At 41.1% G+C, this 26,303-nt stretch carries 20 protein-coding genes and 6 pseudogenes; 13 read left to right on the top strand and 13 right to left on the bottom strand.

Annotated features, from left to right (window positions below; genetic code table 11):
* Window positions 1-1,070: 1,070 nt before the first annotated feature.
* Both ACED25_RS19025 and ACED25_RS19020 read right to left on the bottom strand, forming a co-directional pair.
* Window positions 1,071-1,502 carry a GNAT family N-acetyltransferase gene (locus tag ACED25_RS19025; protein ID WP_016800061.1) on the bottom strand — a complete coding sequence of 144 codons (432 nt, stop codon included), beginning with the start codon at window positions 1,500-1,502 and terminating at the stop codon, window positions 1,071-1,073.
* A gap of 82 nt (window positions 1,503-1,584) precedes the next feature.
* Window positions 1,585-2,928, bottom strand: coding sequence for an opine metallophore biosynthesis dehydrogenase (locus tag ACED25_RS19020; protein ID WP_371695877.1), 1,344 nt, complete (start codon window positions 2,926-2,928; stop codon window positions 1,585-1,587).
* Between the two features lie 340 nt (window positions 2,929-3,268).
* Here ACED25_RS19020 and tnaA point away from each other — a divergent pair, with 340 nt between their 5' ends.
* Window positions 3,269-4,684 carry a tryptophanase gene (gene tnaA, locus ACED25_RS19015; protein ID WP_029203693.1) on the top strand — a complete coding sequence of 472 codons (1,416 nt, stop codon included), beginning with the start codon at window positions 3,269-3,271 and terminating at the stop codon, window positions 4,682-4,684.
* A 64-nt stretch (window positions 4,685-4,748) separates the two neighbouring features.
* On the opposite strand, the gene ACED25_RS19010 is transcribed toward tnaA, so the two are convergent.
* The 6 genes and pseudogenes from ACED25_RS19010 to ACED25_RS18985 all read right to left on the bottom strand — a co-directional run bounded on the left by ACED25_RS19010 (window position 4,749) and on the right by ACED25_RS18985 (window position 9,723).
* Window positions 4,749-5,378 carry a winged helix-turn-helix domain-containing protein gene (locus ACED25_RS19010; protein WP_016800058.1) on the bottom strand — a complete coding sequence of 210 codons (630 nt, stop codon included), beginning with the start codon at window positions 5,376-5,378 and terminating at the stop codon, window positions 4,749-4,751.
* 144 nt (window positions 5,379-5,522) lie between these two features.
* A complete protein-coding gene (locus tag ACED25_RS19005; protein WP_016800056.1) occupies window positions 5,523-5,699 on the bottom strand; it encodes a hypothetical protein in 177 nt (58 codons plus the stop codon).
* Between the two features lie 543 nt (window positions 5,700-6,242).
* Window positions 6,243-6,466: pseudogene (locus tag ACED25_RS19000) on the bottom strand (hypothetical protein); the annotation flags it as partial.
* Between the two features lie 63 nt (window positions 6,467-6,529).
* Window positions 6,530-6,637 (bottom strand): annotated as a pseudogene (locus ACED25_RS18995) (hypothetical protein); the annotation flags it as partial.
* Window positions 6,638-7,438: 801 nt separating this feature from the next.
* Window positions 7,439-8,524, bottom strand: coding sequence for a ParB family protein (locus tag ACED25_RS18990; protein ID WP_016800055.1), 1,086 nt, complete (start codon window positions 8,522-8,524; stop codon window positions 7,439-7,441).
* Window positions 8,524-9,723 (bottom strand): ParA family protein, encoded by a 1,200-nt coding sequence (locus tag ACED25_RS18985; protein ID WP_016800054.1) that lies wholly within the window; start codon window positions 9,721-9,723, stop codon window positions 8,524-8,526. The genes ACED25_RS18990 and ACED25_RS18985 overlap by 1 nt, the downstream gene beginning before the upstream one ends.
* Before the next feature lie 238 nt (window positions 9,724-9,961).
* On the opposite strand from ACED25_RS18985, the gene ACED25_RS18980 reads away from it, so the two are divergent.
* The 5 genes from ACED25_RS18980 to ACED25_RS18960 all read left to right on the top strand — a co-directional run bounded on the left by ACED25_RS18980 (window position 9,962) and on the right by ACED25_RS18960 (window position 15,638).
* Window positions 9,962-11,086 carry a carbohydrate porin gene (locus ACED25_RS18980; RefSeq protein ID WP_016800053.1) on the top strand — a complete coding sequence of 375 codons (1,125 nt, stop codon included), beginning with the start codon at window positions 9,962-9,964 and terminating at the stop codon, window positions 11,084-11,086.
* 146 nt (window positions 11,087-11,232) lie between these two features.
* Window positions 11,233-12,477 carry a DUF3440 domain-containing protein gene (locus ACED25_RS18975; protein WP_016800052.1) on the top strand — a complete coding sequence of 415 codons (1,245 nt, stop codon included), beginning with the start codon at window positions 11,233-11,235 and terminating at the stop codon, window positions 12,475-12,477.
* Between the two features lie 5 nt (window positions 12,478-12,482).
* The gene (locus tag ACED25_RS18970; protein WP_016800051.1) at window positions 12,483-13,121 is read left to right on the top strand and encodes a ParB/RepB/Spo0J family partition protein; all 639 of its coding nucleotides are present in this window, start codon (window positions 12,483-12,485) and stop codon (window positions 13,119-13,121) included.
* 278 nt (window positions 13,122-13,399) lie between these two features.
* Window positions 13,400-13,666 carry a transposase gene (locus ACED25_RS18965; protein WP_240798348.1) on the top strand — a complete coding sequence of 89 codons (267 nt, stop codon included), beginning with the start codon at window positions 13,400-13,402 and terminating at the stop codon, window positions 13,664-13,666.
* A 691-nt stretch (window positions 13,667-14,357) separates the two neighbouring features.
* Window positions 14,358-15,638, top strand: a complete 1,281-nt coding sequence (locus tag ACED25_RS18960) for an aromatic amino acid transporter (RefSeq protein ID WP_029222809.1) — start codon at window positions 14,358-14,360, stop codon at window positions 15,636-15,638.
* Between the two features lie 1,234 nt (window positions 15,639-16,872).
* Here the strand turns inward: ACED25_RS18960 and ACED25_RS18955 are convergent.
* The 5 genes and pseudogenes from ACED25_RS18955 to ACED25_RS18935 all read right to left on the bottom strand — a co-directional run.
* Window positions 16,873-17,102 (bottom strand): annotated as a pseudogene (locus ACED25_RS18955) (type II toxin-antitoxin system RelE/ParE family toxin); the annotation flags it as partial.
* Window positions 17,093-17,326, bottom strand: a pseudogene (locus ACED25_RS18950) (prevent-host-death family protein); the annotation flags it as partial. The pseudogenes ACED25_RS18955 and ACED25_RS18950, both read right to left, overlap by 10 nt.
* Window positions 17,327-17,432: 106 nt before the next feature.
* Entirely contained in the window at window positions 17,433-17,795 is a 363-nt protein-coding gene (locus tag ACED25_RS18945) for a hypothetical protein (protein ID WP_016800046.1), read from the bottom strand.
* A gap of 272 nt (window positions 17,796-18,067) precedes the next feature.
* Window positions 18,068-18,460: a Rid family detoxifying hydrolase gene (locus tag ACED25_RS18940; RefSeq protein ID WP_016800045.1), complete on the bottom strand. Its 393-nt coding sequence runs from the start codon at window positions 18,458-18,460 to the stop codon at window positions 18,068-18,070.
* 321 nt (window positions 18,461-18,781) lie between these two features.
* Window positions 18,782-19,609 carry a CPBP family intramembrane glutamic endopeptidase gene (locus tag ACED25_RS18935; RefSeq protein ID WP_016800044.1) on the bottom strand — a complete coding sequence of 276 codons (828 nt, stop codon included), beginning with the start codon at window positions 19,607-19,609 and terminating at the stop codon, window positions 18,782-18,784.
* A 384-nt stretch (window positions 19,610-19,993) separates the two neighbouring features.
* Here ACED25_RS18935 and ACED25_RS18930 point away from each other — a divergent pair.
* The 7 genes and pseudogenes from ACED25_RS18930 to ACED25_RS18900 all read left to right on the top strand — a co-directional run.
* Window positions 19,994-20,109: pseudogene (locus ACED25_RS18930) on the top strand (IS3 family transposase); the annotation flags it as partial.
* Between the two features lie 140 nt (window positions 20,110-20,249).
* Window positions 20,250-20,456: a hypothetical protein gene (locus ACED25_RS18925; protein ID WP_016800043.1), complete on the top strand. Its 207-nt coding sequence runs from the start codon at window positions 20,250-20,252 to the stop codon at window positions 20,454-20,456.
* 537 nt (window positions 20,457-20,993) lie between these two features.
* Window positions 20,994-21,477: pseudogene (locus ACED25_RS18920) on the top strand (integrase core domain-containing protein); the annotation flags it as partial.
* A gap of 1,578 nt (window positions 21,478-23,055) precedes the next feature.
* On the top strand, window positions 23,056-23,565 hold the full coding sequence (locus ACED25_RS18915; protein WP_102258285.1) for a hypothetical protein: 510 nt from the start codon (window positions 23,056-23,058) through the stop codon (window positions 23,563-23,565).
* A 697-nt stretch (window positions 23,566-24,262) separates the two neighbouring features.
* Window positions 24,263-24,853, top strand: coding sequence for a transposase (locus tag ACED25_RS18910; RefSeq protein WP_338390936.1), 591 nt, complete (start codon window positions 24,263-24,265; stop codon window positions 24,851-24,853).
* Complete coding sequence (locus tag ACED25_RS18905; RefSeq protein WP_198592117.1) at window positions 24,799-24,921, top strand: transposase; 123 nt, start codon at window positions 24,799-24,801, stop codon at window positions 24,919-24,921. Before ACED25_RS18910 ends, ACED25_RS18905 begins: the two co-directional genes overlap by 55 nt.
* 727 nt (window positions 24,922-25,648) lie before the next feature.
* Window positions 25,649-26,303, top strand: a 655-nt coding sequence (locus tag ACED25_RS18900; RefSeq protein ID WP_371695880.1) for an Ig-like domain-containing protein, incomplete at its 3' end; no start/stop codon positions are given.

Raw genomic sequence — 26,303 nt, 5'->3', positions numbered from 1 at the left:
ATATTTATCTTTAATGTGTATATCAGAGAGAAAAATTGTCAAGGTGAGCTTGCACTAAGGCGCTTCATGTCTCGACTAGGAACTCACAAGCTTCACTTCTCTTACTAAAACCTCAATTGATAGCTAAAGGAATAAAGCTGGGCCGCGATGTTTAGTTTAACTACCTTCAAGAAGAGCGGTTGCTGGTTAAGCCAAAATGGAGCTACACCAAAACAATGAAAAAGGCATTGAATGAAAAAGCATCCGAATTTGGTAAAATAAATGTTTTCTTCAAAGGTAGAGGAGTTTTTGGTGAGCTACATGACTTATGTTCAATCTGATGAGGGCGTTCATTAGTTGTCATTGTCAACGGACGCCTTCATTCGTAAGATGAACAGGCCAAATAATATGTATGAAAAAACAAAAAATTCCGTTACAGGCTTGCTAAAAATCGTCAACCTATTTAAGACGAGATACCTTCTTTTAAAATTCACGAATTTCTAGTTGTCCAGATGTCATAGGTGAGGCATTAGGGCTTTCTCTCGTAGATCTGTCTAGCGAATAGCAGAACACCGCTTAGCTTTAATTTCGATGTTTGAAGCCACATATGCCAAGCAGATGAACTGTTCTCTTCTAATACTCTCCTACCCTGCCCTCCTACCAGTATCCAAGCACAATGTAGTGTCTCAGTCACACCTTAATTACCGGTGTGATTTACGCTGTGGTATCGACGTTTCATGTTGCTATTTTTTTCTGGTGCAACCGACATATAAAAAATCGAGGTCCAAACTCCTTGGTTACTCGCTGTCTCGCCTTTACTTTGGTTTGGGATAACCAGGGGGCTTGGGGCAATTTATAACTGGTGACCGATTGAATACGTTATTTTAGCTTGGGTCGTAGTGGTGTGTGTTGTCTTGTCTTTTCGCAACTCACTGGCAATATTAGTTTCGCCCTTTTCTTTTTGATTGGGTATCAAGAAGGTTTGATGGGCTTTTATAGAAAAACAGCTTTAGATTGATTTGATTGTGGGAAAATTTGTCAATGCTCAGCCTGAGCATTGACAAATTTCATGGTTTTTTGAAAGATAATGATTAGTGTGCTGATTTGTATTTTTTCCAATAATCAAAGCTGTTGAGTAGGGCAAGCTCAATACCTTGTTCATGGTATTTATACGACACATAAAATCGTTCGATGTAAGCGTAGAAAGATGGGAGACGTTGTTGGAGAGCCGGCCTTTTTTTAGGAGGATGGACACTAACCATTAGGTAACCTATGACTTGTTTATTCTTTTTTGTTTCAGCGACAAAAAAATAGATATTTTTATTGTTTAGCTTCTCCTTCATCATTGATTCCGTAAAAACTAGATCAATGATTCTGATTTTACTGAAATTGTAATCACTTAAGCTGTATTCGTTCTGCTCTCTCTTGTAATGGCTAATTTTACTGTGGCTGCCTGTTAGTTGCTCGTGACACAGAGCATTGATAGAGGATATGTCGTTGAGCGTCGCTTTTCTTATTAACACCTTAATCTCCTTTTTCCTGTTATCTTTTTGAAGCAAAACGCTAAAATGCGAATTAAAAGATATGTGTGTCCCCTAGTAATTACTAGGGGCTAATAGATGGGGTTGCATATTCGTAATATTCTTTTGCGCGTTGTTTTAAAGCCTGGATTAGCGTATTTGGTAGGTTTCTTTCTTTTATCCAATTTTCAAACACTTCTATTGAGGGAAATGTGACAGAAGAGATTAGGCTTGAGCTTTGAACTAAGTGGTTAAGCCAATAAAGGGTCTGTAGGTCTTCTAGAGGAGTTCTGGGGAGTAGTAGTCTTCTTTTTCTAACTTTTCCTTTGATATAAGGTTTGGCTGAAACCTCAAAGGTTTTACCTTTTGAAAACGGGTCTGGGTCTATCAGGATTGTGCTATATCGTATGTAGAGTAGATATTCCTGCTCTATCTCATCAAGCTCGTTGAAAGAGACTATTTTGTCCTTGGGGATAGTCTTTTCATGTACTCGGTGATGTTCATCATTTAGCAACTGCAGTAGATTAATCGGTTGAGCTGAGTAATGTTCAAGTAGGCGAGAAACTGATTTCCAGTGCAGTAGTAAATCCCTAATCGAACTCATGGTGATTGGCCCTTCTGGGTACAGTTTATACATGTACTTAACTTCGTCTTCCTTAGACAACATGTGATCTAATGAAAACGTATTGATAATAAAAGCAGGGTGTACATAAGTAGCAATGTTTCTGCCTTCCACACTGAACGAGTTATCTAAAGGGATGACTTGAACATCAATTTTTTCTAAAGCGTTTCGCAAGGCGCTCAATAAACCATCATTGGATTTAGACTGGTAAATATAAACTCGTTTTTTTACTGTTTTGGTTCTGACCGTGAGGACCCTATTTTTGTCCGTCGGGTTAGAAGTAAAATAAGACGTCGCAAAGTAGCTAGAGAAGAGCATTATATTTGGAGAGGCTCCTTTCTTTTTTAACATTCCTTCTAAAATAAGACACCCACCGAGCATTGAGGACATAAGAATGATTTGTTTTAAGTTCTTTAATAAAATTTCAGAAAAGGAAGACAACACATCACAATAGGCGTGAGCTGGAGTGGCTAAAACTAACGTATCCCAAGAGGAGGGAAGGGGAGATAGCTCTGTATAAAGTTCATTAAACTTAACTAATCCGACTAGTGTCGCTAATTGTGGTTCATTCACCTTACAACAAACAACGTATCCGTGTTGTTTGATTAATCTTTGCCTATTTTCCCACTGAGGGGAGCTTTTGCCGATGAGGGCTATTTTTTGACTAAGAGGAGCCATAATTTGGCTAGTTTGAATGCCGACCGGCCCCGCTCCAGCAACCAATGTGTTCCCTAGTATCATAATGGGCTCTCCATATTTCCATTTTCCTTCTAATTTATATGCTCTAGGTATATTTTTTATTCTCATACCACTACTTTTATAGTGCTACTTTCTAAGTCCATTGTTTATTTAATTATCTTTATTAATTAAAAAAACGGTGATGTCATTTGGTCAGGTTTTCTCATGGCTATGATGCTTTTTTAGAGGGCTTTTAGGTGTTGTTAATATGTTTATTAATATTTAATTTACGCTGAAATTAATACCAAATTTTATTTATTTGATTAATCTTTATTTAAGTTGGGAAGGAGAGGTTTGGGTGTCCGAATAATGGGCTTCTTTAGTTATTTCTAACCAACTTACCCTTAATCGTTGGAAAATGTTTGGAGAGAACCCTATGTCAGCAATTAGCAACAATCAAGAACAGCCTATGGATTCACACTATTTGCCGGAGCCGTATCGAATCCGGGTTATTGAACCAGTTAAAAGAACAACAGAACAAGAGCGAGAGCTGGCGTTAATGAAAGCGGGGTACAATCCTTTTTTGTTAGATAGCGATAAAGTGTTTATCGATTTACTGACCGATAGTGGCACCGGGGCAGTAACGCAGGCCATGCAATCCGCAATGTTGAGAGGTGATGAAGCGTACAGCGGCAGTCGAAGCTATCGGACGCTTAGCCAAACGGTAAAAGATATATTTGGCTATCAGTTTACTATCCCTACACACCAAGGACGTGGCGCTGAACAGTTGTATGTACCTGCCTTGATCAATAAGCGTGAACGAGATAAGGGGCTAGAACGAGAAAAGATGGCCGCATTTTCAAATTACTTTTTTGATACCACTCAAGGGCACACTCAAAAAAATAACTGTCGTGTGATGAATGTGCCTTCTCGTGATGCCTTTAATACTGAAGTTAAGAGAGATTTTAAAGGCAATTTTGACTTGAAAGCGCTCGCGTCTGGCATTGAAGAGATCGGGGCTAAAAATGTGCCCTATATTGTGAGTACGATTACTTGCAATTCTGCAGGTGGTCAGCCAGTTTCTCTTGCCAATTTGAAGGCTGTTTATGAGTTAGCGCAGTTTTATGATATTCCCGTAGTTATGGACTGTGCACGGTTTGCAGAGAACGCCTATTTTGTAAAGCAACGCGAAGAGGGATATGCTGAATGGAGCATTCAAGAGATAACTAGCGAAGCTTTTAAATATGCCGATATCTTTGCTATGTCAGCGAAAAAAGATGCGATGGTTCCTATTGGGGGATTGCTTGCTTTCAAAGATGAAAGCTTGTTAGATGTTCAATTAGAATGCAAAACATTATGCGTGCTATTGGAAGGCTTTCCAACCTATGGCGGGCTTGAAGGCGGTGCTATGGAGCGCCTAGCTGTCGGACTCTATGATGGGATGGAAGAAGATTGGTTAGCTTCCCGTCTTCAGCAAGTTGAATATTTAGTAAATGGTCTTGAAGCGTTAGGGGTTCGTTGCCAGCAAGCTGGCGGTCATGCTGCATTTATTGACGCAGGTGTGCTCTTACCTCATATTCCGCCGGAACAATTCCCTGGGCATGCTTTATCTTGTGAGCTTTATAAAGTGGCGGGTATTCGTGGGGCTGAAATAGGGTCCTTATTGCAAGGGTGTGACCTTGAAACTGGTGAACAACTGCCTTGTCCAGCGGAACTGTTGCGTTTAGCCATTCCCAGAGCAACCTATACGCAAGCTCACCTTGATTACATTATTGCTGCTTTTAAAGAAGTGAAAAAACGCGCCTCATCTATTTCAGGTTTGAAGTTTACTTATGAACCTAAAGTATTGAGACATTTTAACGCTACGTTAGAACCTGCACTCTAAGTTGTACCCCCCTTTGCTGTGAATAAGGGGGGATTTAGTTATTAATAACTAAATTGACGAGGTGTTAGGGGTTTATTGAAGGTTTTTTGCTTGCCTGAACTTGGGAAGAGGCGAGGATTAATTTCAGTTCATCCTTTTTTGTTAAACAGATTTGGCTTGATTGATTATTAAGGTTCACGTTAACAACTTCAAGTTCGTATCGAAAATAGAAATAACTGATTAGTAGGACCGCGAGGGTTGTTGAAGATAAGCCGATGAAAGTCCATTGGTATAATTTTAGATGATTGGTTGCTTTTTTGAGAGGACACGAAAACTTAGAGTGACGTGGTAACTTTATATCTCTCGGCGGGTCTAGTGAGGTTTCAAATTCAGGAATATGAATCTTGTAACCTTTTCTTGGGATGTTGACGATTTTGATGCTATCAAGGTCTAGAACTTTTCTTAGGTTAGTTATCGCGACTGGTAAAGAGTTAGGCCCGATGATATCTGGGCTCCCCCAAGCGGCAATAATTAACTCTTCTTTGGTTGAAATGAGTTGTTCTTTCTTAATAAGAGTTTCAAGGATACAGCTTTCAGGTAGGGTAATTGAAAATGACTTTTGATTGCTAAGCATCAATTGAGCCCCTGATTCATCCCTGTGTAATATACAATTACCTATAGGTAATTGTAGGTTTTCGAGATGTGCTTTTAACATAGTGTTTCTCCATATTTCTAGAGAGCGATGGTTAAGACAGTTAGTTTTTCTAGTGCTTTATATAATGGCTCATTTTTTGAATACTATTTACAAAATTTTGAATAAATTTGAAGTTAAACGAAATATTAGTTAAGGCGTTTTGTTTCATATGAAGCTAAAGGTCAGCTCTTTTCCTCCTTTGTCGTTTAGGTAAAACTGCATCCAACGCCAGTCCTTCTCCTTACAGGCCTTAAAAGTGCAGTGGATATTTTTTCCTTTAACAATATCGTTATCGCAGAAATCTATAAATGATTGAAAAGAGCGGCAGATCAGTGTTTCCATATTAGTAGTCCTTTTGAAAATTTATTCATATACACATCTCTAATTTATCTGTGTAGATGAATGAATTTTAATAAAAAATGATTATTAATAATTTTAGATTACCCATTTGGCAATGGCTAAAATTTAGGCCATTCCTCATAGGATTTTTTTGATAATTTATAAATAATTTATCAAAAAAATCATCTATTTATAGTGATATTTTAGTTTTTTAAAACTGGGGTTTTGGAGGGTTAAATAACAATAAATTTTTGACTAATACTCTCATTCTTCCTGTTTTATATAGTTGCTTCTTCTCTGTCTACGAGATCCCTTGAGCCTGTTATTTTGCTTTTATTCCTCAATTCGTTACGAAAGAATCGGAACTCTTAATCGAGCTGCAGCTATTCATTTTTTGGTGTACTTACTAATCTAATGTTTAGTAGTACAGATTTCATTGCGTTTTGGGGGCGTCTAGCTTGAACTTGGGTCACTAAAAAATAAAATAGGTTAGCTTATGGTCTTTGATGGTCGGCGGAATATTGATTGTTCTAGGGGGTGTAGTGGTCAAAAGTACCGGACACTGGCTGAAGGGCCATTAACTGGTGACAACCCATCATTTTCTTGAGGGCGTTGCCGATTGTAAGGACTCATCAGATAATAGCCGTTGTCTTTCTTGTCCTGAGCTTGTTCCAGGTAGCTTGTTTCTGGTACCCACTCGGCTTTCAAGCTTCTAAATAACCTTCTATGGGAGTGTTTTCCCAACAATTACCACGAAGGCTCATGCTTTGAGTTGTCCTGGCATCCTTGATATTAATAGAACATCATGTTCTTCGCCGTCCCCGTTTCTCCTAAGCCAGCCCTAAAGCTTTAGATGCTAATTCAGCATTGGACTTATCTGATAAAGGCCAGCCCACAACGCGTCGACTAAATAGGTCAAGCACTACTGCTAAGTAGGCCCACTTCGAACCAGACCTAAGATAAGTAACCTCACCTTGCTCAATTTTGAGTTATTCGACCCAGTGTCGTAAAGCTGTTTCACGTATTCCATAGAGCTAGCTGCTTCAGGGATGGAGCCCCCTTGGTCAAGAACCAAGCTTGCAGCATATATTTTTGAATTCAGTAGAAAATGTACGTCTTTGTCGTTTTGCCATTGAACCCCTCATTTATGAGGTCCGGGATCAGGAGGCCACTACAGGAGAGAGCCTTTTGGACGTGAGAAGAATTAAGCCTTATCATTATTTATTAATAATAAATTAATGGTCTTTATATTTGGCTAAGATAATAATTCGATTGTTAGGTTCACCTAGAACCAAACACTCTGCACTTAGCCAATTTTTGGGTTATAAGGATGAAGTTACCCTAGGTCAAATAGAATAAGGAAGGAAGTTTCCCAAGCCAACTTGTTCTTGATGGTTTAGTCGCTTGTAGTCATCCTATTTTTTCGATTTGGCATAGAGGGAGGTGACAAACAAGTGGTTAATTAAAATGATGGATGTACTTCATCGGGGGGGGGGGTGTTTTAGAGTTTGACGAGGCCAAACTCATTGTAGGGCCTAGTTTTTACTGATTTGGAGACCATTTTCTTTGCATCCTCAGCGAGTATTCTATCTTTAGTCTTCCATTATCCTTTCCGCAAGTGCGTTCTGATAACAGTCATAATTGTATTTGTAACTCTCTAATTTCATGTTGGATATGTGTCAACCTTATTTAGGACGGGTTAGGTGAAAGATAAAGGCCCTAATTTGAGAGCCTTTATCTTTTTATAAAGTTGATTGGTGGTGTTTACCTAACACTGATTGGATAGCTTTATCGAGTTCAGCTTGGACATCCTTTGATAAGCGACCAAATTCATACGAAAAGTTTCGACCTTTAACACGCTTACGAGCAAACATACCTTTACTGTCGAACTCTGCTAGAGGAGTAATGACAGCTTTGTCTAATTCTTGCTTGGCTTCAACGATCTTTAACTCATCTTTAATGTAAGCAATCAGAGCGTCTTTAGCGTCTTCTTGGCTCTGCTCAGCCTGAGCGTTGACAGCATTATCGGCTATTTTTTTAATGAAGCTACTCAAGGCTTTCTTGTCATCGGCGAACGCTTTCATCACCTTAGCCAAGAGGGAGTAATCAGCATGAGACAAGTCGTTAACGACAGGGAATAGGGCAATCAGCTTACTGTCAATACTGGCTGCTTTCAGCGCTCGACCTACCGCTTGACGGCTAATATTTAAGATTTTTGCCGCATCTTCTTGAGTTAGCTCACCGTTCTTCATCAGAGTTTGACATTGCAAACCAATCTCACGCTGGTTGTGCTCTTTGGCGGTTTGCAGCTGCTTAGCCAGCGCTTTGGCATCGGTGGTAGAAAGCTCGTTTTGAGTGACTAGAATTCGGAATGTTTTTACACGACCTTCTTGAAATAAAAACCAAGCACGACGGCGAGAGCCATCAAGAATATCAATGCGACCATTAATTTCTCGGCCAACGGCTGGATAGAACTGCTGAAACTCTAACGAGTTCAAATCTTCCAATGATTCTTTGGTTAACAGAGACTGGTCACGACCATTAACATCAAAGGTCACAAATGAGTTCTGCTTAACTTGTTCGTGTGACAGTGTAACTTCATTGAAAGTGGCAGTTGAACCAGAAGCTAATTGCCAAACCATTTTCTGGCCAACAGACTCTAATCCAAACTTAGTTCTAAGGTAGTCTTCAGCGTTTTGCCCGCTTTTCTCTAGCTCGGTGCTGAGTTGACTTGTTAGAGTGTCTAAATTTGCTTTGGCCGCTGATTGCTGCGCTTGAGCTGAACCAGGAGCATTGCCTAAAGGGCTCCCGCCACGTTTCTTCGCCATTATTTGTTCTCCTGTTCACGCCAAACGTTCAGAATATCGCGCAAGATCTGACTTGTAACTTCATAGCTGTTTTGTTGCGCGCTTTGGAAAGTTGCTTTGCTTTTCGGGTATTCACTTTTCGACATATCAAACACCGTCGAGAGTAGGGAAGACGACTGACGAACGGCCTCACTATGCTTAAACTCTTTTGAGTACAAGTAAGGAGAGAAGTTGTCGTACAGGTTGTTCATTAATTCGGTAGTGGTTGAGCTATCACGATGGTTAGTCAGTAAGATCTTCATGAAGTCGTAGCCTTCATGGTTGGCGTTCTCTAACAGGGCCCACACCTGAGGAATGTAGCTGAAGTAAGAGCAGGTAGCATCAATGTCGTTTTCGGTAATCGACAATGGGAAGACCACATTCGTTGCGGCAAAATACGCATTGAAGGTTGCATAACCTAGTGAAGGAGGGGTGTCGATAATAATGATATCAAACTCATCTTTTACACTATCGATGATGTCTTTAAGTAGTGAATAAGGTGAATTTAAGGTTTGACTGAATACTTGCTCATGAAACCAGCCTTCCATCGCTCGGTCACTTTGCGCGGCAGGCAAAATGCGCAGGTTTGGAATGGTAGTTTCAAGAAAGGCTTCAGAGATGACTTGATCAACGGTTTCGCCTTCATCGAGGTCGAACGTTTTCATCATCAAGTCACCAACAGACAAGTTACCTTCTTGCTCGGCTTCGGGCGCGTAGTACATCGATAGCGTGGCTTGGCCATCCATATCGATTAGACCAACACGATACTCTTGATGAAACTCGGTCGCTAAACCTGATGCGATAGTCGCGGCAGAAACGGTTTTACCAACACCGCCTTTTTGGTTCTGGATAACCATCACTTGCGCCTTTTGCTGCTCACTGCGTATGAACTTAGCGTCTTTACGTAGATTATCTGGTAGTAAGTTACGTACCTTGTACATTTCCGCGATATCGATCGACCATTGTGAGTCTTCATGACGACGGGGATCTATCGCAGCGGCGGTAACATACCGATCAAGCGTTTTTGCATCAATGCCAAGGTAGGCCGAGGCTTCTGCTCGGGTAAAGTTACGCAGCTCTTTGCGATGATTGGCCAGTAAACGTTGATTACGACGCTGAATGTAAGCGTCTGCACCGATTTTAAGCGCTTGAAATGTGTTTGTAGTGTTTTGATTATCCATTTCTGCCTCCGGGTAGGGATAAGAAATAGTATATACCTCAATTTTTGATGTTGGTATAAAAAATTGAGGTGTTTTCGATTTTAAATAAATGATTGTGACAGGTTGATAAAGGAGAGCGCTTAAATTACCTATTAATTACGAGTATTCATTTTTCAAATCCCTCTTAATAACTCCTGACTAACAATGAAAGTTGAGCTGAGTCGTACAACTTCGATGAAAAAAAAAGGAAGTTATTGATATGATTGAGAATGTAGCATTTACGAAAAAGACTAAGCGTTTTTGGCTAACGCTTGTGGGATCGGTTGTGTTTGTTACGCCAACGTTGATTCATGCGGCTGAAGACCAGGATTTAAAGGGAGCTGTGGATTATTATGTTTTTGGTTTAACGTCCAGTGAGAGCTTGCCGAACAAAGACAGCAGTGCGGCAGCTGGTATTGCACGGATTACATTGAATTGGCGAGCTTACCAAAAAGAGAGTGATACCGGAGCTTTGCAGCTGAGGGTTGATCATAAGCACGGTTATACAGAGAGTACGCCCTCTGAATTTGTCATGGAGAATGGCGGAGGGTTTGGTGTAATCCAACCAGCTTTTAGTGATATAGGTTTAAGGTTAACGAATCTTTATTGGACACAAACCTTTAATAAACAATCTACTGATATGATGGTTGGTTTTTTAGATGCAACTGATTATGTTGATACTTATCAGTTGGGTAACCCTTACTATGGTTTTTCTAACTTACAGTTTAGTACCGGTTCCGGTTCTATCCCAATCCCAGATGAATCAACATTCGGCGGCGTTCTACGCCATATGATGTCGGAAAACTATTATTTTTATGCAAGTTTCTCTGATGCAAAAGCTGATTCGACTAAGCCTTTCGATGGTGTTGAACAGTTCATCAATGATAATCAATATTTTAAGTCCCTAGAAATAGGTTGGGTGGAGTCGAAAGACGATTTTTATTTGAAGAATTCACACCTAACAGTTTGGCACAGTGATGGAAAAGAGAAAGCTAGCGAAAACTATGGCGCAAATTGGTCGTCCATATATAAAACCGGCTCATGGATACCATTTTTCAGAGCCGGTGTCGCGCAAGGACCTGAGGCTCTATACAAATCTTCGGTCGTGTTTGGTACTGGGTATGAGGCAGGACCTGGCATGCTAGGCATCGCCTTGGGTTGGGCTAAGCCCAACTCTGCTAATGTAGCTGATGACTCTTATAACTCTGAAATCTATTACCGAATGAACTGGGGTGCGCTCTCGTTAACTCCTAATGTTCAATATCTTTATTCTTTACCGAAGAACTCAGAAGCTGATGACAGTTGGATTATTGGTTTAAGAGGTAATCTTCACTTTAGTTTCTAGTCTCTCAAAGCTCTCCCGAGCTTGAAATTCGGAAGAGCTTTTCTTTAATATTGCCCTTATAAATAAATTAATTATTAATAATTAATTTATAAAAAATGCAAAAGTTATTTATTTTTATTTGAGTAGTTAATGACATTGTGGAAATCATGATTGCCAATAAAAAAAGAAGAGAAGGCGATTTCTCTCGAGATAAAATTCAGCAAAAATACAATGTGCTTGAAGGCGCTCGACAAAGAATTTGCTATCTTTTCGACAACTTTAACCATTTCTATGTCTCCTTCTCTGGAGGGAAAGACTCTGGCGTCCTTTTAAATCTGACTATTCAAGAAGCGAAAAAGCGTGGTCGATTACCTGTCGATGTACTCATCGTGGACTTTGAAGCTCAGTATCATGAAACTCATGCCTTCATTGAGCGCATGGTACTGGACGGAGAAATTAACCCCTATTGGGTTTGTTTACCGCTCAGCTTAAGGAATTCAATCTCACAGTTTCAACCTAAATGGCTTTGTTGGGATCCTGCTAAAGAAGCGCAATGGGTCAGGGACCGACCACCGCATAAAGGCGTGATTTCAAACCCGGATGTATTCCCTTTTTTCCAAAACGGGATGGAGTTTGAAGACTTTGTTTTTAAGTTTGCTCATTGGTACCAAAAGGAAAGGGGTGAGCCAATCGCTGTGTTAATCGGTATACGTGCTGATGAGTCTTTACATCGCTTCAATACCATTAAAAATAGGTCCAAAAAAAAATTTTCAGATAAATATTGGACGACTAAAATGCAGCCAGATGTGTATATGGCTTATCCCTTATACGATTGGAAAACTAAAGATATTTGGGTTGCGAATTACCGCTTTAGTTGGGATTACAACCGTATTTACGACTTAATGCATAAGGCCGGCGTCCCTCTTTCACAGCAGCGGCTTTGCCAACCTTTTGGAGATGAGCAAAGAAAAGGGCTGTGGCTATATCAAATATTAGAACCTGATACCTGGCAAAAATTAGTTGCCAGAGTAGAAGGATGTAACTTTGGTGCTCGATACTCAAAAAGTCAGGGGCGTATCCTTGGTTATTATCGCTTTGAATTACCACCGGGGCTTAGCTACCGGCAATACAGTAAATACCTTCTGAAAACCATGCCGCCACATGTAGAAAAACATTACCGAGACCGAATTTTTAAGTTCTTACAGTGGTGGCGTAAAAACGGTCCTCAAAAAGGAGTGACCTGCATCCCTGATTACGCAGAGAGTAAATTGGAATCTAGGAAGCAAGTTCCTAGTTGGAGAAGAATTTGTAAAGTACTGATTAAAAATGACTATTGGTGCCGAGGACTCTCTTTTGGGTACAACAAGTCCTTAGCAAAACAATACCATGCCCTCTATGGAGAAGAAGAGTGATACGAATGGAAAGTGAACCTACTCTAGCTTATCAGCATCGCACCAAGAAGCCGTTGAAATCTATCAATAACACGGACAAACAAGTCATTGATAAGGTCGCAATTTACAATAAAGCAGCCAAAGTACTCATCGAGCTTATTCCTGATTTACCGCCAGCTTGTCATGTTGAAATGATCCCACTTGATGAAATAGAAGCTAATCAATACAACCCAAATAAAATGGCGCCTCCAGAAAGCAAACTCCTAAAAACGTCGATGGAGAAAAATGGTTTAACTATGCCTATTTTGGTTAATCGTTTGAATGCTTCGGTCAAAAAATACGTTGTCATCGATGGGTTTCATCGTTATCAATTATTATTGAACCACCCAGATCTGCAAACCCTAACGGGGTACATCCCCGCGGTGGTCCTTAATTTGCCTGAAGAAAATTGCATATCGACTTCTGTTCGCCATAACCTGGCGCGTGGCTCACACCAAGTTGAACTGATTGCAGATCTGATTATTCAACTCAAAGAGATGGGATGGGCAAATCATAAAATTTGTTACGAATTGGGAATGGATAAAGATGAAGTTCTACGATTACAACAAGTCACAGGCCTCGCTGCTGCCTTTAAAGATCAAGAATTTTCACAGTCCTGGGAGTAATTGATTTTTTAGCAATCACGCCGTAAACCCTCGCCAGCTCTGAGGGCGGGGAGATAAGGCGAAAGTGCGATAGCACTTTAAGATAGACAGCCCGAAGCAGTTGATATAAGACTGTTCATGAATACAGTTAAGGATTTTGAGTGTTAAGAGCAACTAAGGCACGCATTTACCCAACGTAAGAGCAATCTGAGTTTTTAATAGCTCAGTTTGGCGTTGTGCGTTTTGCGAACCACAAAGCTCTACATTTAAAGTCGCATATGTACCGCAAGCTTCCGAAAATGAAACCTGTAGAGGCGAACATTCACCGTGAAATTGTAGGTAAAGTTAAAAGTATTACTGTCAGATTGAGTAAAACAGGTAAGTTCTACGCATCTATCCTTGTTGATGATGGAGTGGAAGCGCCTAGTTTGCTTCATACAGTGAGTAAGGTGACAGGTATTGATCTTGGTCTGTCTCACTTTACTATTGAATCGAACGGCAGAAAGACAGTTAACCCCAGATTTATAAAGCGTGCTGAGAAGAACCTCAGACGTAAGCAGAAGTAGTTATCTCGTAAAGCTAGATTGCTATTAGCTAAATGCGATGAAAAAGTCGCTAACGCTCGCGCTGATTTTCAACACAAACTCTCTCGAACTCTCGTAGACAAAAACCACGCTGACCCCCCAAAAGATAGACGTTATTCTGTTAAGTGTAAGTGGTCAACATTTCGGACACTGATTTAAGCCTATTTTCGGCATTTACTGGCGACAGCCCATGAGTTGCGTGCTGAGGCCGAGGCCGATTGTAGTAACTCATCAAGTAATAGCTCATATCTTTCCTTGCCTGAAATTGTGGCATCAGGCTTATCTGATAAAGACCATTCCACAACGCGTCGGCTTAAGTAGGTCTACTTTGAACCAGACCCAATCTAAGTAAGATCATCGCGTCTAGCCTCTCCAATTTTGCATGTTTATATCTATGCGAACCTGGCTGATTACTCATTAACCAGCTTCACGCATTCTCTGACGAACCTTAAATCCCCCCGATTTTGACACCTTCTGCACTCAACATCGAAACAATATTTTTTAGTTAGGTTAAATAGGTAGAAATATTAGGCTAATTTAGAATTTAATTAATATGTCATTCCTAAAATTAAGTTCTAGATTCTAGGTTCTAGCGCTTTTTTGTGCCTCCCTAGCTTGTAAGGGGAGCAGTCTAATAAGAGCAATTGAACTAACGAAAGAAAGGTATTTATTTATGTCTAGTATGAAACAGGTAAGGAGCACAACCCCGCCTTCAATGATTGGAGGAGCCTGTATTGTCGCGTGCATTTGCGTCGGCGCTGGTATGCTTGGACTTCCCGCTGCAGGGGCTGGGGTCTGGACCATCGGGGCTTTAATGGCTTTGCTCTTCACTATGCTCATTATGACAACCAGTGGTTGTCTGTTACTCGAAGTTTTAAAAGATTATCCATACAGGTCGTCTTTTTCTTCCATCACAAAAGATTTGTTAGGAAAAGAGGTTAATTTTTTTAATAACTTAATGATCTACTTTGTGGGAGGGATTTTACTGTACGCTTACATCACTTCATCTGGACTGATCATTAAGGAGTACTTTGGCCTTTCCCCTAAACTAGCTTCTATCCTTTTTGTGCTTATCTTTTCTGGACTAGTTTGGCATTCAACAAAAACAGTTGACCGCATTTCCATGGTGTTGATGCTATTTATGATTATCAGCTTTATTTTTGGGACTGCTGGCCTTTGGTTTAATGTTAATCTTGTTACTTTGTTGGATACTGCTCACTTAAAGTTTGAGTATGCGCAATACGTATGGGGGTTTTTCCCTATTGCTTTAACTTCATTTGGATACCAGCACAGCGTCTCCACTCTGCGAGACTACTACCTTGATGAAAGGCTCGCACAAAGGGCGATTGTAGGCGGAACGCTCATGGCGTTCTTTATCTACACCATTTGGCTATTAAGTATCTATGGTAATTTACCAAGAATTAGCTTCGGCCCTATAATTGCAGAAGGTGGAAATATAGACATCTTACTCATCAGCTTAAAAGCAGTGTTGGCTGAAGAAACCCTATCAAATGTCATTAGTGCTTTTTCAGCGGCGGCCATTTTGTCGAGTTTTATTGGGGTAGGGTTGGGTGTGTTTGATTTTTTGGCCGATCTTTTTCAATTTGATGCTACCTCCAAAGGAAGAACCAAGACCTGGGCGGTTACATTTATTCCGCCTCTTATTTTTTCTCTTCTTTTTCCTTTTGGTTTTCTTAGCGCAATTGGTTATGCAGCGTCTGCCGCTGCGATTTGGGCATGTATCGTACCGGCATTGTTAGTAAGGAAATCGAGACTACAAAGACCAGCGTTTAACAACCTTGAAGAGAGTGAAGAAGATCAGAAAAAATCGAAGGCTTACCAAGTGCCTGGAGGAGAGTTGGTGTTGGTTGGTGTGTTTATCTACGGTGTGAGCATCATCGTTATCAACGTACTAGTCCTGTTCGAAGCGCTGCCCGTTTTTGACGGCGTCTAGCCTTATTAATTTTAAAATTACCCACCCAAAAGATTCAAATCACGGTCAAGGACGAGCAACCCGAGCGCTGAGGGGCGTGGTTATTTGCCGATCGAGCCCTATTAGGACGGTTTTAAAATAAACTCTAGCGGCAAAATCTTGGGTTCCGAGTAAATTTAAATAAAGTAAGCATGAACAAGAAGGATTAGTGATGAAAGTGAGTGTCTATATCGATCAAGTGTTGTTCAAACAAGCACTCAGAGCCGCCAAAAGCTCTGGACTGACCCCGTCCCAAACCATTGCCCATTGGGCGGCAATGGGTCAATTCATGGAAACCAAATCCCTCGGATCGCTGAGGCTCATACAGAGTGGCCCTAGAAAGAAGTAAATTTCCAGCCCGTTTTCATCGCTCTGGCGAAACCTTGGAGCCCCAGTAAACATCGTTAATAAAGACATTGAAAAGCCGAGCCAGCCCTCGGCCTTTCGATAGCGTTGCCGACGGAACTTGAATGTTCCGTACACAGATGGCCAGAGAAGAATGGCTCTTATGGATGTTTGAAATTCTTGAGAACCAAGTGATAGACAGAAACTCTGAAGCGCCGGCGGATTGCGTGGTGATTTCTGGCGCAATTTTACTCGACGTCCAAAAGAAATGAAGCGTTGGGAAGTATGAATAGAACTCCCCATGCTCCTTGGTGAGCGCAGTTAATTCGGGGACGGTTAGCTTTGCTAAATCCTTGCAATAACGGTCATATTGTCTACCAACACTGTCATTTTTCTCGCACCATCTTGTTGTCGAAAATTTGCATAATGTCCGTCCATCGGGGCATTCTACTCTAGCGCTTGAATGCTTTTTGCGTAAGACCGCACCACATTATATTTCATCTCATTAACGGTATAATTGAGTTTTTTAAAATCCAAACTTGGGGAAGAACTAAAATACTTACCGTTTGTGTCGCCAAGTTAAGCCTTCTATCACTTTAAGCAATCGCTTTTCGTATTGTTCCGCTCCGTCTCATTAAGTGAGCAACACATTTTCAGCGGTGGTGTTCGTGATAGTTAATAACGGGCTGATGAGCCTCTGGGCCTCAACAGAAAACGTCACTTTGCCTTGTTTTATAACGATAATTTTTCCCGTCTCAGCCGTATAGCCGTGGGGTCGTTCATTAAGGTAAACTGATCACGGTCGAGTACTTCAAGAGCGTCTTGAGACGTTTTTAGTTCAACGGTTAGTTCAGCTGAACTAAAGATGCACACCTTTAGCTTGGTAAAAAACACGGCAAGGATTAACCACGAATTCACGAGAATTGAGGTGTTTAAGATCAGGAGGAAGACGCCCAGACTCGGGAAATTAGCTGAGGCGTTCGACTCTTTCGAAGATGTTTTGAACGAGTTGTTTGGCAGCGAGCAGGTTTTCAAGGGCAATGTATTCCGCGAATTATTGAGAGTCGATAACGCGGGCTCACTCCAAATCCCTTCAGCCATTTTGACATTTTTCCTTGCTTCATCAGGACCCAGTGCTTTGCCTTTGAGATTGCGAGTTCACCGCCAGCAAGCCCTTCGAGAATAGCCAAACGGTTTTGCATAAACTGGTGTCCACATCAACCAGATACGTAGAGGGGGTCCCATGTTCGGTGAACAGCACTGGCTAGGTCTGTGAGGGTTTTGGTCGCTTGACGCTTAAGGGAAGTAACAAGCTCGACTTTCATGAGAAGGACTCCAACAGAAGACTCAAGTGATACTATTGAATCACTTGAGTCTAGTAAGTTTAGTGGAGAGAAATGCAAAGCGTTGGGAGTTACACTAAACAGTTTGTTATGCCTTTAATTGATAGGTCGCCTTTGAGGTGTATTCTGCCACACCTAAAATGCTAAAAACCCCGCCTATTGTTGTAAAATTGCACGCCCCTTCTTTTGCACAAGCAGAGAGGTTTTTATTAAACCAAGCTCTCGTAAAATAACCCGATTCTTTTAAATGTACGTAAGCGAACTGGAATTCAGAGAGAGTCACTCCTTTTTCATAGAAAGACGCTTTTTTAGAATGAGAGGGAATACGATAGATTAACGCCTCTTCACCTCTTCGTATGCCGAGACCTTTGATTACAAAGTCAGTTTTCATTTCTGGTTTTTGAATAACTCGACCTACTTCTTTAGCCAGTTCTCGGATGACCTTTTCCATTTTTCCTCCTGAGGTATAGATGGCCTTGTTAGGTGTCTTATTTTCGATGTTTTAGTAGTTCTACAACATGCTCTTTAATTTTGCTATCGCAAGGAAGTTGAGCACAGTACCTTCTTGAAACCAATAGAAGGTACTATCTAAGTTTGATTTTAAGGAATCAATTTGCTCAGTAGTTAAGCGTACCAAATATGCTCTCATTCGGATTTTTCGCGCTGTTGATGACAATTACGACATAGGCACCCTGGAGCTAAAAAATTACGAAACGTTAACGGCTAAGGTGCGACAGCAACGGCCTCTATCTCAATCATGGCATTGAGAGGGAGTTTTGACACTTCGATACAGGTTCTTGCGGGAAAATAATTGGCACCATGTTTAATGAAAAAATCATTATAAATTTCATTCACAATTGAAAAGCTCACCATATCGGTAAGATAAACGGTTGTTTTCACTACGTCTGACACATCAGTATTCGCATGTAGCAAAATGGCTCTCATGTTCTCTAGGCATTGAGTCGTTTGTTTTTCAAGGCAGGATTTAACCATCAAGCCTGATTGTGAGTGAAGCGGTAGCTGTCCGGAAGTGAAAATTAGCCCTCCAGAAATCACCCCTTGAGAGTATGGGCCAATAGCTTTAGGGGCTGACTGAGTTTCAATTATTTTTCGCATATTATTTAACCATAGGTTTTTGATGAATCAACAAAGCTATAGGATTGGGTAAAAAAACACTTATTATTTAACTATAATTAAAAATGAGATTTGAAGGGAACGGAGAAGCTAGGCAAGACAATTGCTTGCTTAGACCACTCACTAACTTTTAAATATCCTTTCCTTACTCCCTCTTGGCAGCACTGTTTTCATTGTGAAAATCGCGTAGCGTTCATTTCACTTTTATGATGGAGGAGAAAAGTGGCTGACAACCAAAGCACGCTAAAACTCAACCAAGTGAATTTAAAATAAAGGCGTAAAGTAGACCGCCCCGTATAAACCTTACCTCTCCTTAAACCCTCTACGCTGATAATCAATAAATAGTGAAAAAATCACTAGATACCCCACTTGCAACGCAATAATACTAATATCAACCGCCTCCCAAGGGTTAAAGTGAAGCTGAGTGCTTAAATAATAGACAAGATCATAAAGTAAAATAAACAGGTTATGGCAAGCATGAATGACAATGACTACTCCTAGGCGGCGATATCGCTCAAAGACCCAACATAGAAACGCCCCAGACATAAATGCGTCCAGCGCCCACTGGTGTATTGAAGCAAATATTAAGCTTGAGAGTAATGCGGCGTTAGTAACCCCAAAAATGGACCTGAAAATAACAAACAACAAATAACGAAACAGGAGCTCCTCTATCACGGGAGAAATGAGCACACCGTCTAGAGCGCTTCGCAACACACTCGACCAATCAATTACTCCATCAGAGGCCGAAAATAAAGGGGTAAAATTGTAGGATTGGGCCTGCCAAGATCCCGGGGAAAACCAATCAAAAATAATATATTGAAGATAATTTGATACGGAATTTAATGAAATCACCCCAATCAATATCAACGCGCCTTCACCCCATGTACATACGTTTCTGGGCCAAGAGGTTAAGTACTGCTTCCAATGCTTATCTCGCCGAGCACTAACAAATAGCACGAAAAAAGCGATAACAGGTAGAAAATAGTAGGCGAAAGCAGAGTAGAGTGCTCGATCCAAAGTCGGATTTAATGCCCACTCTCGGGTAATGCTCAGGTAGTAATCAAGCAGGACATAACTTGGAAAGAAATAGCCTATGTAAACCACCACCACAGCTGAAATCATTAACCGCATCGTAAACTCCAAAAAATTAATAACCATAAGGCAGTTCTTGCCGCTTTTATCATGTTGGTCGTTTAAGCTCACTTCGCGAACGTGCTGCGCTGGTAAGGCTCACTATAACGAGCCCTTTGCAAGAGAGGTGCACTCTATCAAGCGAATCTGGGAGCTAGCTTTTAATCCCACGGCCTAGGGTTACCCCCCAAAATTTTCCAACCTTATGAAGAGTAATTAATAATTTCATAGTTAAATTCCCCCTCTATTTAACTGGAGAGCGAAACCAATGTTTTAGGTTTTAAAGGAGTTATCTTCCCAAATAAATTGAATGGAATGTTAAAGTTTTTTCTATGGTTTAATTATTTAATTATAGGTAATTAAATAAAAATTTAATTTTTTGAATCGGTCATTGAAGCAGCCCAATTCATGGATGTGGGTAAGTCTACGTGGGTTCGCCAACTAAAAGCAAAACGCCAGGAAAAACTCCGAAAGTCTCACTTAGGACGCCTGAACATTTAGGTTGGCTCATTTGTCCGGATTATACTTGTATCAGCCTCAGAGCAAAGCAAGTCGAGGTCTCATTCAAGACAAAAACGTGCGTAGAGATAAGTGCTCCCGATCTTACTCAAACAAATACGGGGAGCTGGAGGCGGTGCTTATGACGCGAGATTGCGCCGCTTTCTTGGAACGTGGTCACCCTAGAGCTATTGATTCTAGTTGCTATGAAGACTGGGATGAAAAAAGGGGCGAGGTTGGGAAGACATCAAAACTATACAAAGAACCCCCTACTTTAGTCGGTGGTTTAGGGCTAGAATCACAAGCGCGAGGGTTCAACCGTGAAGGGTCTGAGACGCAGGGGGCGTAAAACTCGTTGTCTGGCATACTGGTTCCTTCGCTGCCATTTTTGAGTCTTACACTCAAACCAGGACCTCGATTCGTCCCTGACCAGTAATTTATCCTGAGCGCCTAGACTCGCACGATAAACATATTACCGTATGTATTAAATAACCCTTTTAACTCCTTTTTTTTGTAAAACCAATATTTTCTCCGCCGAGGCTATTTAGGAATATTTTTGATGGTGAGTTGATAAACATCTTCCTACTCCCAGTATCGAAGCTCTCAAGACATGAAGATCCAGTAACTCTACATGTGAACACATTCACGTCGATTGTGTGAGTGGTGATGCCTCCATCTTCAGCTGTCGTGACTGTCGTGCTGCCAACCGCAACCCCTGACAACCAGCCAGTAGGTGTCATCGTTGCCGTGCTCAGCTCATTCGACGTCCACGTCAAGGAATCGCTTACATCGTATGAAGTGTTATCGCTGTATGTTGCCGTCGCCATTAATGACCTTCCACAACGGAATTTATGAGGGGGTGACCGCAAGCGAGGTGAGGACCGCAGCGGTAAGCAATGGCTCTTCGGGAGCGAGAACTATTGCTGATCTGGTGATAAATCAAGGCGTAGCTCTGAGCCGTTATCTAGCAACAAAGCTAATGAAAACGCTTGGTTCGATTAGCTGTCAATTACCGAGACATCAGTATAGGAAAGCCTAAAGGGGCTACATTCCACAGCGAGCAAGATAGTCACTAGATGAGTAGAAAATATCGTCAGTTACTGTGGCGTTTTCAGATAAAACAAAGTTTATCTCGACGAGGAAATTGCTGGGAGAATGCTCCAATGGAACGTTTCTTTAGAAGCTTAAAGACGGAGTGGATCCCAACAGTAGGTTATCGTAGCTTTTCTGAGGCTCAACAATAAATTATCCAATACATCATTGGCTATTACAGCCAATTGAGGCCACATCACTATAATGGTGGCCTCACACCTAATGAATCAGAGAGATTGTCTTGGGTACCCTCTAAAACCGTGGCCAATTTCAGTTGACCACTACACATAGCAAAAAATTATAAGCAACCTACTTTTGTAGGTTTGATACTAGGATGAATAACTGTCCCATTAGTATGGGCTAGAGACACTGGTTCAGTTTCTAGAACTGTGCACTTAGGTCCTAAGCGCTTATATATTTTAGGATGCATCTGAGAGAGAATCGAGGTAAAACTTTTATAGTCAGGACTTTCTAAATGCACCGCGCGACAAGTTCCAATAGGAAAGTACGTATGTATTGCCTCAGGGGCTAAAGCCGAATCCTCATAGATGTCACTTAGCTTTACTTTTACCGGGTTCAACTCACATCCCTCAAACGTCCCATTTTTCTTGTACCTATAGTCACTAGGCTTCTCTGTTAAAGGATTAAAAGTATGGCCATAGTAAGAGTCTGTACAATTTCCTCCAATATACTTGTTGTCCTTGTCATAAAGACATAAGCGCGTACGCATGATTAAGCTGTTGTAGCAAGACGGGACTCTAAGATTTCTTACGGTGGTTTTCTTGCCTATTGGTATGAAACCACCTCTGGACCCCTGACAAGTTGCGCTCGTTCCACCGGAATCAAAATATTGATAACCCAACTTCCCACCTCTCAGAGAATCTAAAATGAGGTCATCAAGATAGGTGAGCTCCCGAGTATCTTTCTCTCTAAGTATAGGGTAGAGAAATGCTTGATCACTCAATTGTGGTCCCTCATAAAATGTCACGTAACTATTTGATAAATCGATCGCTCTAGCATTAAAGGAGAGAAAAAAACAACTCAAATAGAACAGTATTCTTGTCCTTGTGTACATATATTACTACCTTTGATTAAAATCAGTTAAACGAGGCTCCACCTAACTCTTAATGCAGACCGAATACTAATAAATTAACTATCAATTATGTTTTCCTTACAAGTGAGTCCAATCGAGTATTGAGAATGACATTTCTTTGATTTTACTAGTCTTTTAAATCAAAAATTTTGCGATTAGGTGGTGGGTTGGCATTAATTGAAGCGATAGCAAGATAAGAAAGTTTAGATTATTGTTATTTTTAGCCTGTATTTTGGGGGTGACAGGACCCCTGTAAAAGAGAAATTTGATATTAATGTAAATACAGTGTGGTTAAATCTACACCCCAACCCCTGCAATCGTGGGTCGGCTGACATTTTGGATTGATGAAAAAGTGATCCAACAATGGCAACGGACCAAGCAAGGTGATCGTGGAAGACCTCGTTTGTTTAGCTAATCACTTTACCGGAGCAAAAGGTAGCCTCATCACCCCTCTAGAATTGTCTGAGGCTGGCTTTGAGATGAAGAACGTCCTATTTCGAAGGCGTGGCCAGAACGCTTGCGCTTCCTCACTCCTTTCACTGACTTTAATTAAGTTCGAGTAAAGGCTTATTGTCTTATGTGCCTATTTCCCTTTCGACTCACATCATTTGATGGGCTCACAGGCTGTTAACCGTGATCGTTCTGAACCCCAATGACAAGGGTATATGAACGCTTCGCGCCCTTGTCCTTGAGAACCAAGAACGTTTGCCGGACAGCCAAGCGGCTCCATAAAAGTGATACTCAAACAGAAAGGAAACTCCTCATGGTACAACGACACTCAAGCCTAACTCTCTCTAAATCAAAGTTCAGCGACCAGCGTTTCGCCGCTGGGCACGAAAGCTCACCAAAAAATGATGTCTCTAGATCTTTGGCGGTCTTGAAGTTGCGCTATCAAGTCAAAAAGTGTCGTGATGAGGCGAAAAGAAAGTCTGATTGGGTTTCCAAAATCCAGCGTTTAAAAATGTTCAGTCGTCGTCAGTCGCCAGAGCAACAGGCTGATATCGCGTCGTTAAAAGGCCAAGGGTTCGTTGAAGCTATCAAGCAGCAGTTTCCGCAATTGGTGTCGCGTCGTTTTGCTTTCCATGAAATCCGTGACTTTTTCATTGAATTAAATGGCGCTGGCTTTGGTGAATGGTTTCTTCACGAGCGAGCGGATCACATTATTCTGTACACCACTTACGGGTCTGTGTTTCCAGCGTTGCGATTCGTGCAAACGGAGGAGGGGACGTTTAAGTGCTCAGGGTTTTGTTTTGATGTGCGTTTTGGCGTTTAGAGGGTCACATGAAAATACGTTCTACGGTTTCCTCTGACATATCCAGGCACGTGATTTGGGTGAATTCAATCGACTTCTTAATACTAAAGGCACCGGGGGGAGGGGTGAGTATCAGAGTGTGTGACTGTGCTACCACCATTAAACAAATGCGAGAAGACGACGCCTATGCGAAGAAAACGGAAAAGACGACAGAAACAACCTCCGAGCATCGCGCGTCGGCCAAAGGTTTACTCTCTTGTCTGTATAACGATTAAGGTCGGCTGATGCGCGACGGCATCAAACCCTCATAAGGTAAGGCCATCAATAGGTCTGAATTTTGTTTCGATATTCCAGTCGTTTTCGGCATTCAATCGGTTCGGGTTTGTTATACGAGCAACGCTTTTGCTCTTTGTGAGCACCAGGCGATTATGCGTATTGTAACTACCAAGCAACTTTGTCTTGGAGTGGTGATTTTTTCAAAACTTACTGAATCCTAAAAAGGACATCAAGCCACTACTTGCAGTTGCCAAGAAATCGCGTAAATACCACTGGTTGAAGCAAGATGATTCAACCGTCTTGCAGCAATCTGTACTCAATCGTCACCAAGCCTTTGATAACTTCTTTAATCCGAAGTTGAAAGCCAAGTACCCACATTCAAACGTAGACACGGTAAGCAATCGAGCTATCACTGTGTTGGTGTAAAAGTCTTTGATGGTGCATCAAACTCCCGAAAATAAAGCCTGTAGAGGCGAATAATCACCGTGAGATTGTAGGCAAGGTTAAGAGCATTACGTTAAGCAAGGTAACTGGTATTGATCTAGGTCTATTTCATTTTGCTATTGAATCGAACGGTAGAAAGACAGCTAACCCAAGATTTGTAAAACGTGCTGAGAAGAATCTCAGACGAAAGCAGCGTCAGCTATCTAGAAAAGCAAAAGGCAGTGCCAATCGAGCAAAAACTAGATTGCTCGTTGCCAAATGCCACGAAAAAGTGGCTAACGCTCGTGCTGATTTTCAACATAAGCTTTCTCGAACTCTCGTTGACGAAAACCAAGCGGTGATAATTGAGACATTGAAATCAACAAACATGATGAAAAGCCGCAAACTGGCGAAACACATAGCGGACGCCTCATGGCATAGTTTTGTCTTTAAGTTGGAGTACAAACTAAAAGAGCAAGGCAAATATCTAGTTAAACTAAATCAGTGGGACGCAAGCTCTAAACGTGCTGTTGTTGCGGTCATAAAGTGGAAGAAATGCCCTTATCGGTTTGCAAGTGGGATTGTCCATCAGGCGGCACTACAGACATAAATCGTGATTTAAACGCCGCCCTTAATATCCGTGATAAAGGCCTTCTAGAATTAAAGGCGGTTGGATAATCGTCTCTGCTTATGGAAGCTGCGTAAGTCTTGATACTATCGAGCAATGGCTAACGAAATAAGAAGCATCGCCCAATAGGCGGTGAGTAGTCACTTAGATAGATATGCTGAAAACCCAAGCAAACGAGGGAAGAGCTCCTAGTTTTTTAAGGACTTAATAGCATTTTTCTAGCTAGGCATAGACCTTCGGATCTTGTCACTTTGGGCAAAAAGTAAAAATAGAGTAAAGCAGATGATGGCAAGTCCTAAAGATATTCCTAGTATTAATAAGCTTTCTTCACATATTAGAGGTAAGGCTATTGATAAAAAAGCGAGCAGGACAACAAATAGTTCACATCCTCCCCCGAAAATAGGATGCTGATGACGAAATACTGCCCATTGATAAACCATTGTTGATAATCTCCTTGCAGCTGAGCTGAGCTCAGCTTAGTTCTTTCTCTTTAGTTAAAATACGTTAACACTATCAATACTGTATGGGGGGGGATTTTTATTATTTATTTTTAATTAATTATCTTCCAATTTTAAACGCTAAAGTTAGTACTATTTGAAAGCGAAATGCAGGGTTTATTCATGATTATATTTATAAATAAAGATAATTAATTAAAAATATAAAATCATTGCTTTATGTTAAATAATTTATTAATTATCTTAAATGATTGTCATTTCCTCTGCTATTAATCGAATTTATAAGAATCATTTTTAATTTATAACCATACTAGCTATAGCCATGAATAAAATTATCTCCCTTTATATATTAATTATACTCTTCTTGGCAGGTTGTAATTTAGAATTGTCAGAAGAGGTTGATGTAAAACCAGCAATAACATTAGAACGGATCGATATTAGCGTCTCCTCATCAGGAATTCGGGGAACAAGTAAATTAACGATGAGGAAGGGGAACAAAAAAGCTTTCGTCGCAGTAGGTTATTATTCTGATCACTCTTCAAAGGTGCTAACTGATTTAAGCATTTGGCGCTCTAATAACAAGAACATTGGATATTTTGTAGAACCGGGACAATTAATTGGCAAAGCGTTAGGATTTATAAAGATCACAGCCACTAAAGATGGAGTCACCAGTAACACAGTGGACGTGGAGGTGACCAATGCCATCGTCACCTCGCTCACCGTCACGCCTTCACAGGTCTTAGTCGCGAAAGGTCAAACACAACAGTTACTTGCAACAGCGACCTACAGTGATGGGACCTCATCAGATGTCAGCCGTTCGGTCACGTGGACACCGGATGAACCACAGACAGCAACGGTCACGCCTACTGGTTTATTGTCTGGGGACACAGTCGCCACCACGACGGTTGAGGCTTTCCTAGACGGAGTCACCAGTAACACAGTGGACGTGGAGGTGACCAATGCCATCGTCACCTCGC

Source organism: Vibrio sp. 1F263 (assembly GCF_041439035.1).
Taxonomy (GTDB): domain Bacteria; phylum Pseudomonadota; class Gammaproteobacteria; order Enterobacterales; family Vibrionaceae; genus Vibrio; species Vibrio tasmaniensis_A.
The sequence above is the reverse complement of the archived record's forward strand: the minus strand, read 5'-3'. Positions and strand labels throughout refer to the sequence as shown.

What these genes read in the sequence shown, in the direction of transcription:
- ACED25_RS19020 (WP_371695877.1), bottom strand. Translation starts at nt 2,928, where the DNA reads ATGAGAATAAAAAATATACCTAGAGCATATAAATTAGAAGGAAAATGG.
- tnaA (WP_029203693.1), top strand. Translation starts at nt 3,269, where the DNA reads ATGGATTCACACTATTTGCCGGAGCCGTATCGAATCCGGGTTATTGAA.
- ACED25_RS19010 (WP_016800058.1), bottom strand. Translation starts at nt 5,378, where the DNA reads ATGTTAAAAGCACATCTCGAAAACCTACAATTACCTATAGGTAATTGT.
- ACED25_RS19005 (WP_016800056.1), bottom strand. Translation starts at nt 5,699, where the DNA reads ATGGAAACACTGATCTGCCGCTCTTTTCAATCATTTATAGATTTCTGC.
- ACED25_RS18990 (WP_016800055.1), bottom strand. Translation starts at nt 8,524, where the DNA reads ATGGCGAAGAAACGTGGCGGGAGCCCTTTAGGCAATGCTCCTGGTTCA.
- ACED25_RS18985 (WP_016800054.1), bottom strand. Translation starts at nt 9,723, where the DNA reads ATGGATAATCAAAACACTACAAACACATTTCAAGCGCTTAAAATCGGT.
- ACED25_RS18980 (WP_016800053.1), top strand. Translation starts at nt 9,962, where the DNA reads ATGATTGAGAATGTAGCATTTACGAAAAAGACTAAGCGTTTTTGGCTA.
- ACED25_RS18975 (WP_016800052.1), top strand. Translation starts at nt 11,233, where the DNA reads ATGATTGCCAATAAAAAAAGAAGAGAAGGCGATTTCTCTCGAGATAAA.
- ACED25_RS18970 (WP_016800051.1), top strand. Translation starts at nt 12,483, where the DNA reads ATGGAAAGTGAACCTACTCTAGCTTATCAGCATCGCACCAAGAAGCCG.
- ACED25_RS18965 (WP_240798348.1), top strand. Translation starts at nt 13,400, where the DNA reads ATGAAACCTGTAGAGGCGAACATTCACCGTGAAATTGTAGGTAAAGTT.
- ACED25_RS18960 (WP_029222809.1), top strand. Translation starts at nt 14,358, where the DNA reads ATGTCTAGTATGAAACAGGTAAGGAGCACAACCCCGCCTTCAATGATT.
- ACED25_RS18945 (WP_016800046.1), bottom strand. Translation starts at nt 17,795, where the DNA reads ATGGAAAAGGTCATCCGAGAACTGGCTAAAGAAGTAGGTCGAGTTATT.
- ACED25_RS18940 (WP_016800045.1), bottom strand. Translation starts at nt 18,460, where the DNA reads ATGCGAAAAATAATTGAAACTCAGTCAGCCCCTAAAGCTATTGGCCCA.
- ACED25_RS18935 (WP_016800044.1), bottom strand. Translation starts at nt 19,609, where the DNA reads ATGCGGTTAATGATTTCAGCTGTGGTGGTGGTTTACATAGGCTATTTC.
- ACED25_RS18925 (WP_016800043.1), top strand. Translation starts at nt 20,250, where the DNA reads ATGACGCGAGATTGCGCCGCTTTCTTGGAACGTGGTCACCCTAGAGCT.
- ACED25_RS18915 (WP_102258285.1), top strand. Translation starts at nt 23,056, where the DNA reads ATGGTACAACGACACTCAAGCCTAACTCTCTCTAAATCAAAGTTCAGC.
- ACED25_RS18905 (WP_198592117.1), top strand. Translation starts at nt 24,799, where the DNA reads ATGCCCTTATCGGTTTGCAAGTGGGATTGTCCATCAGGCGGCACTACA.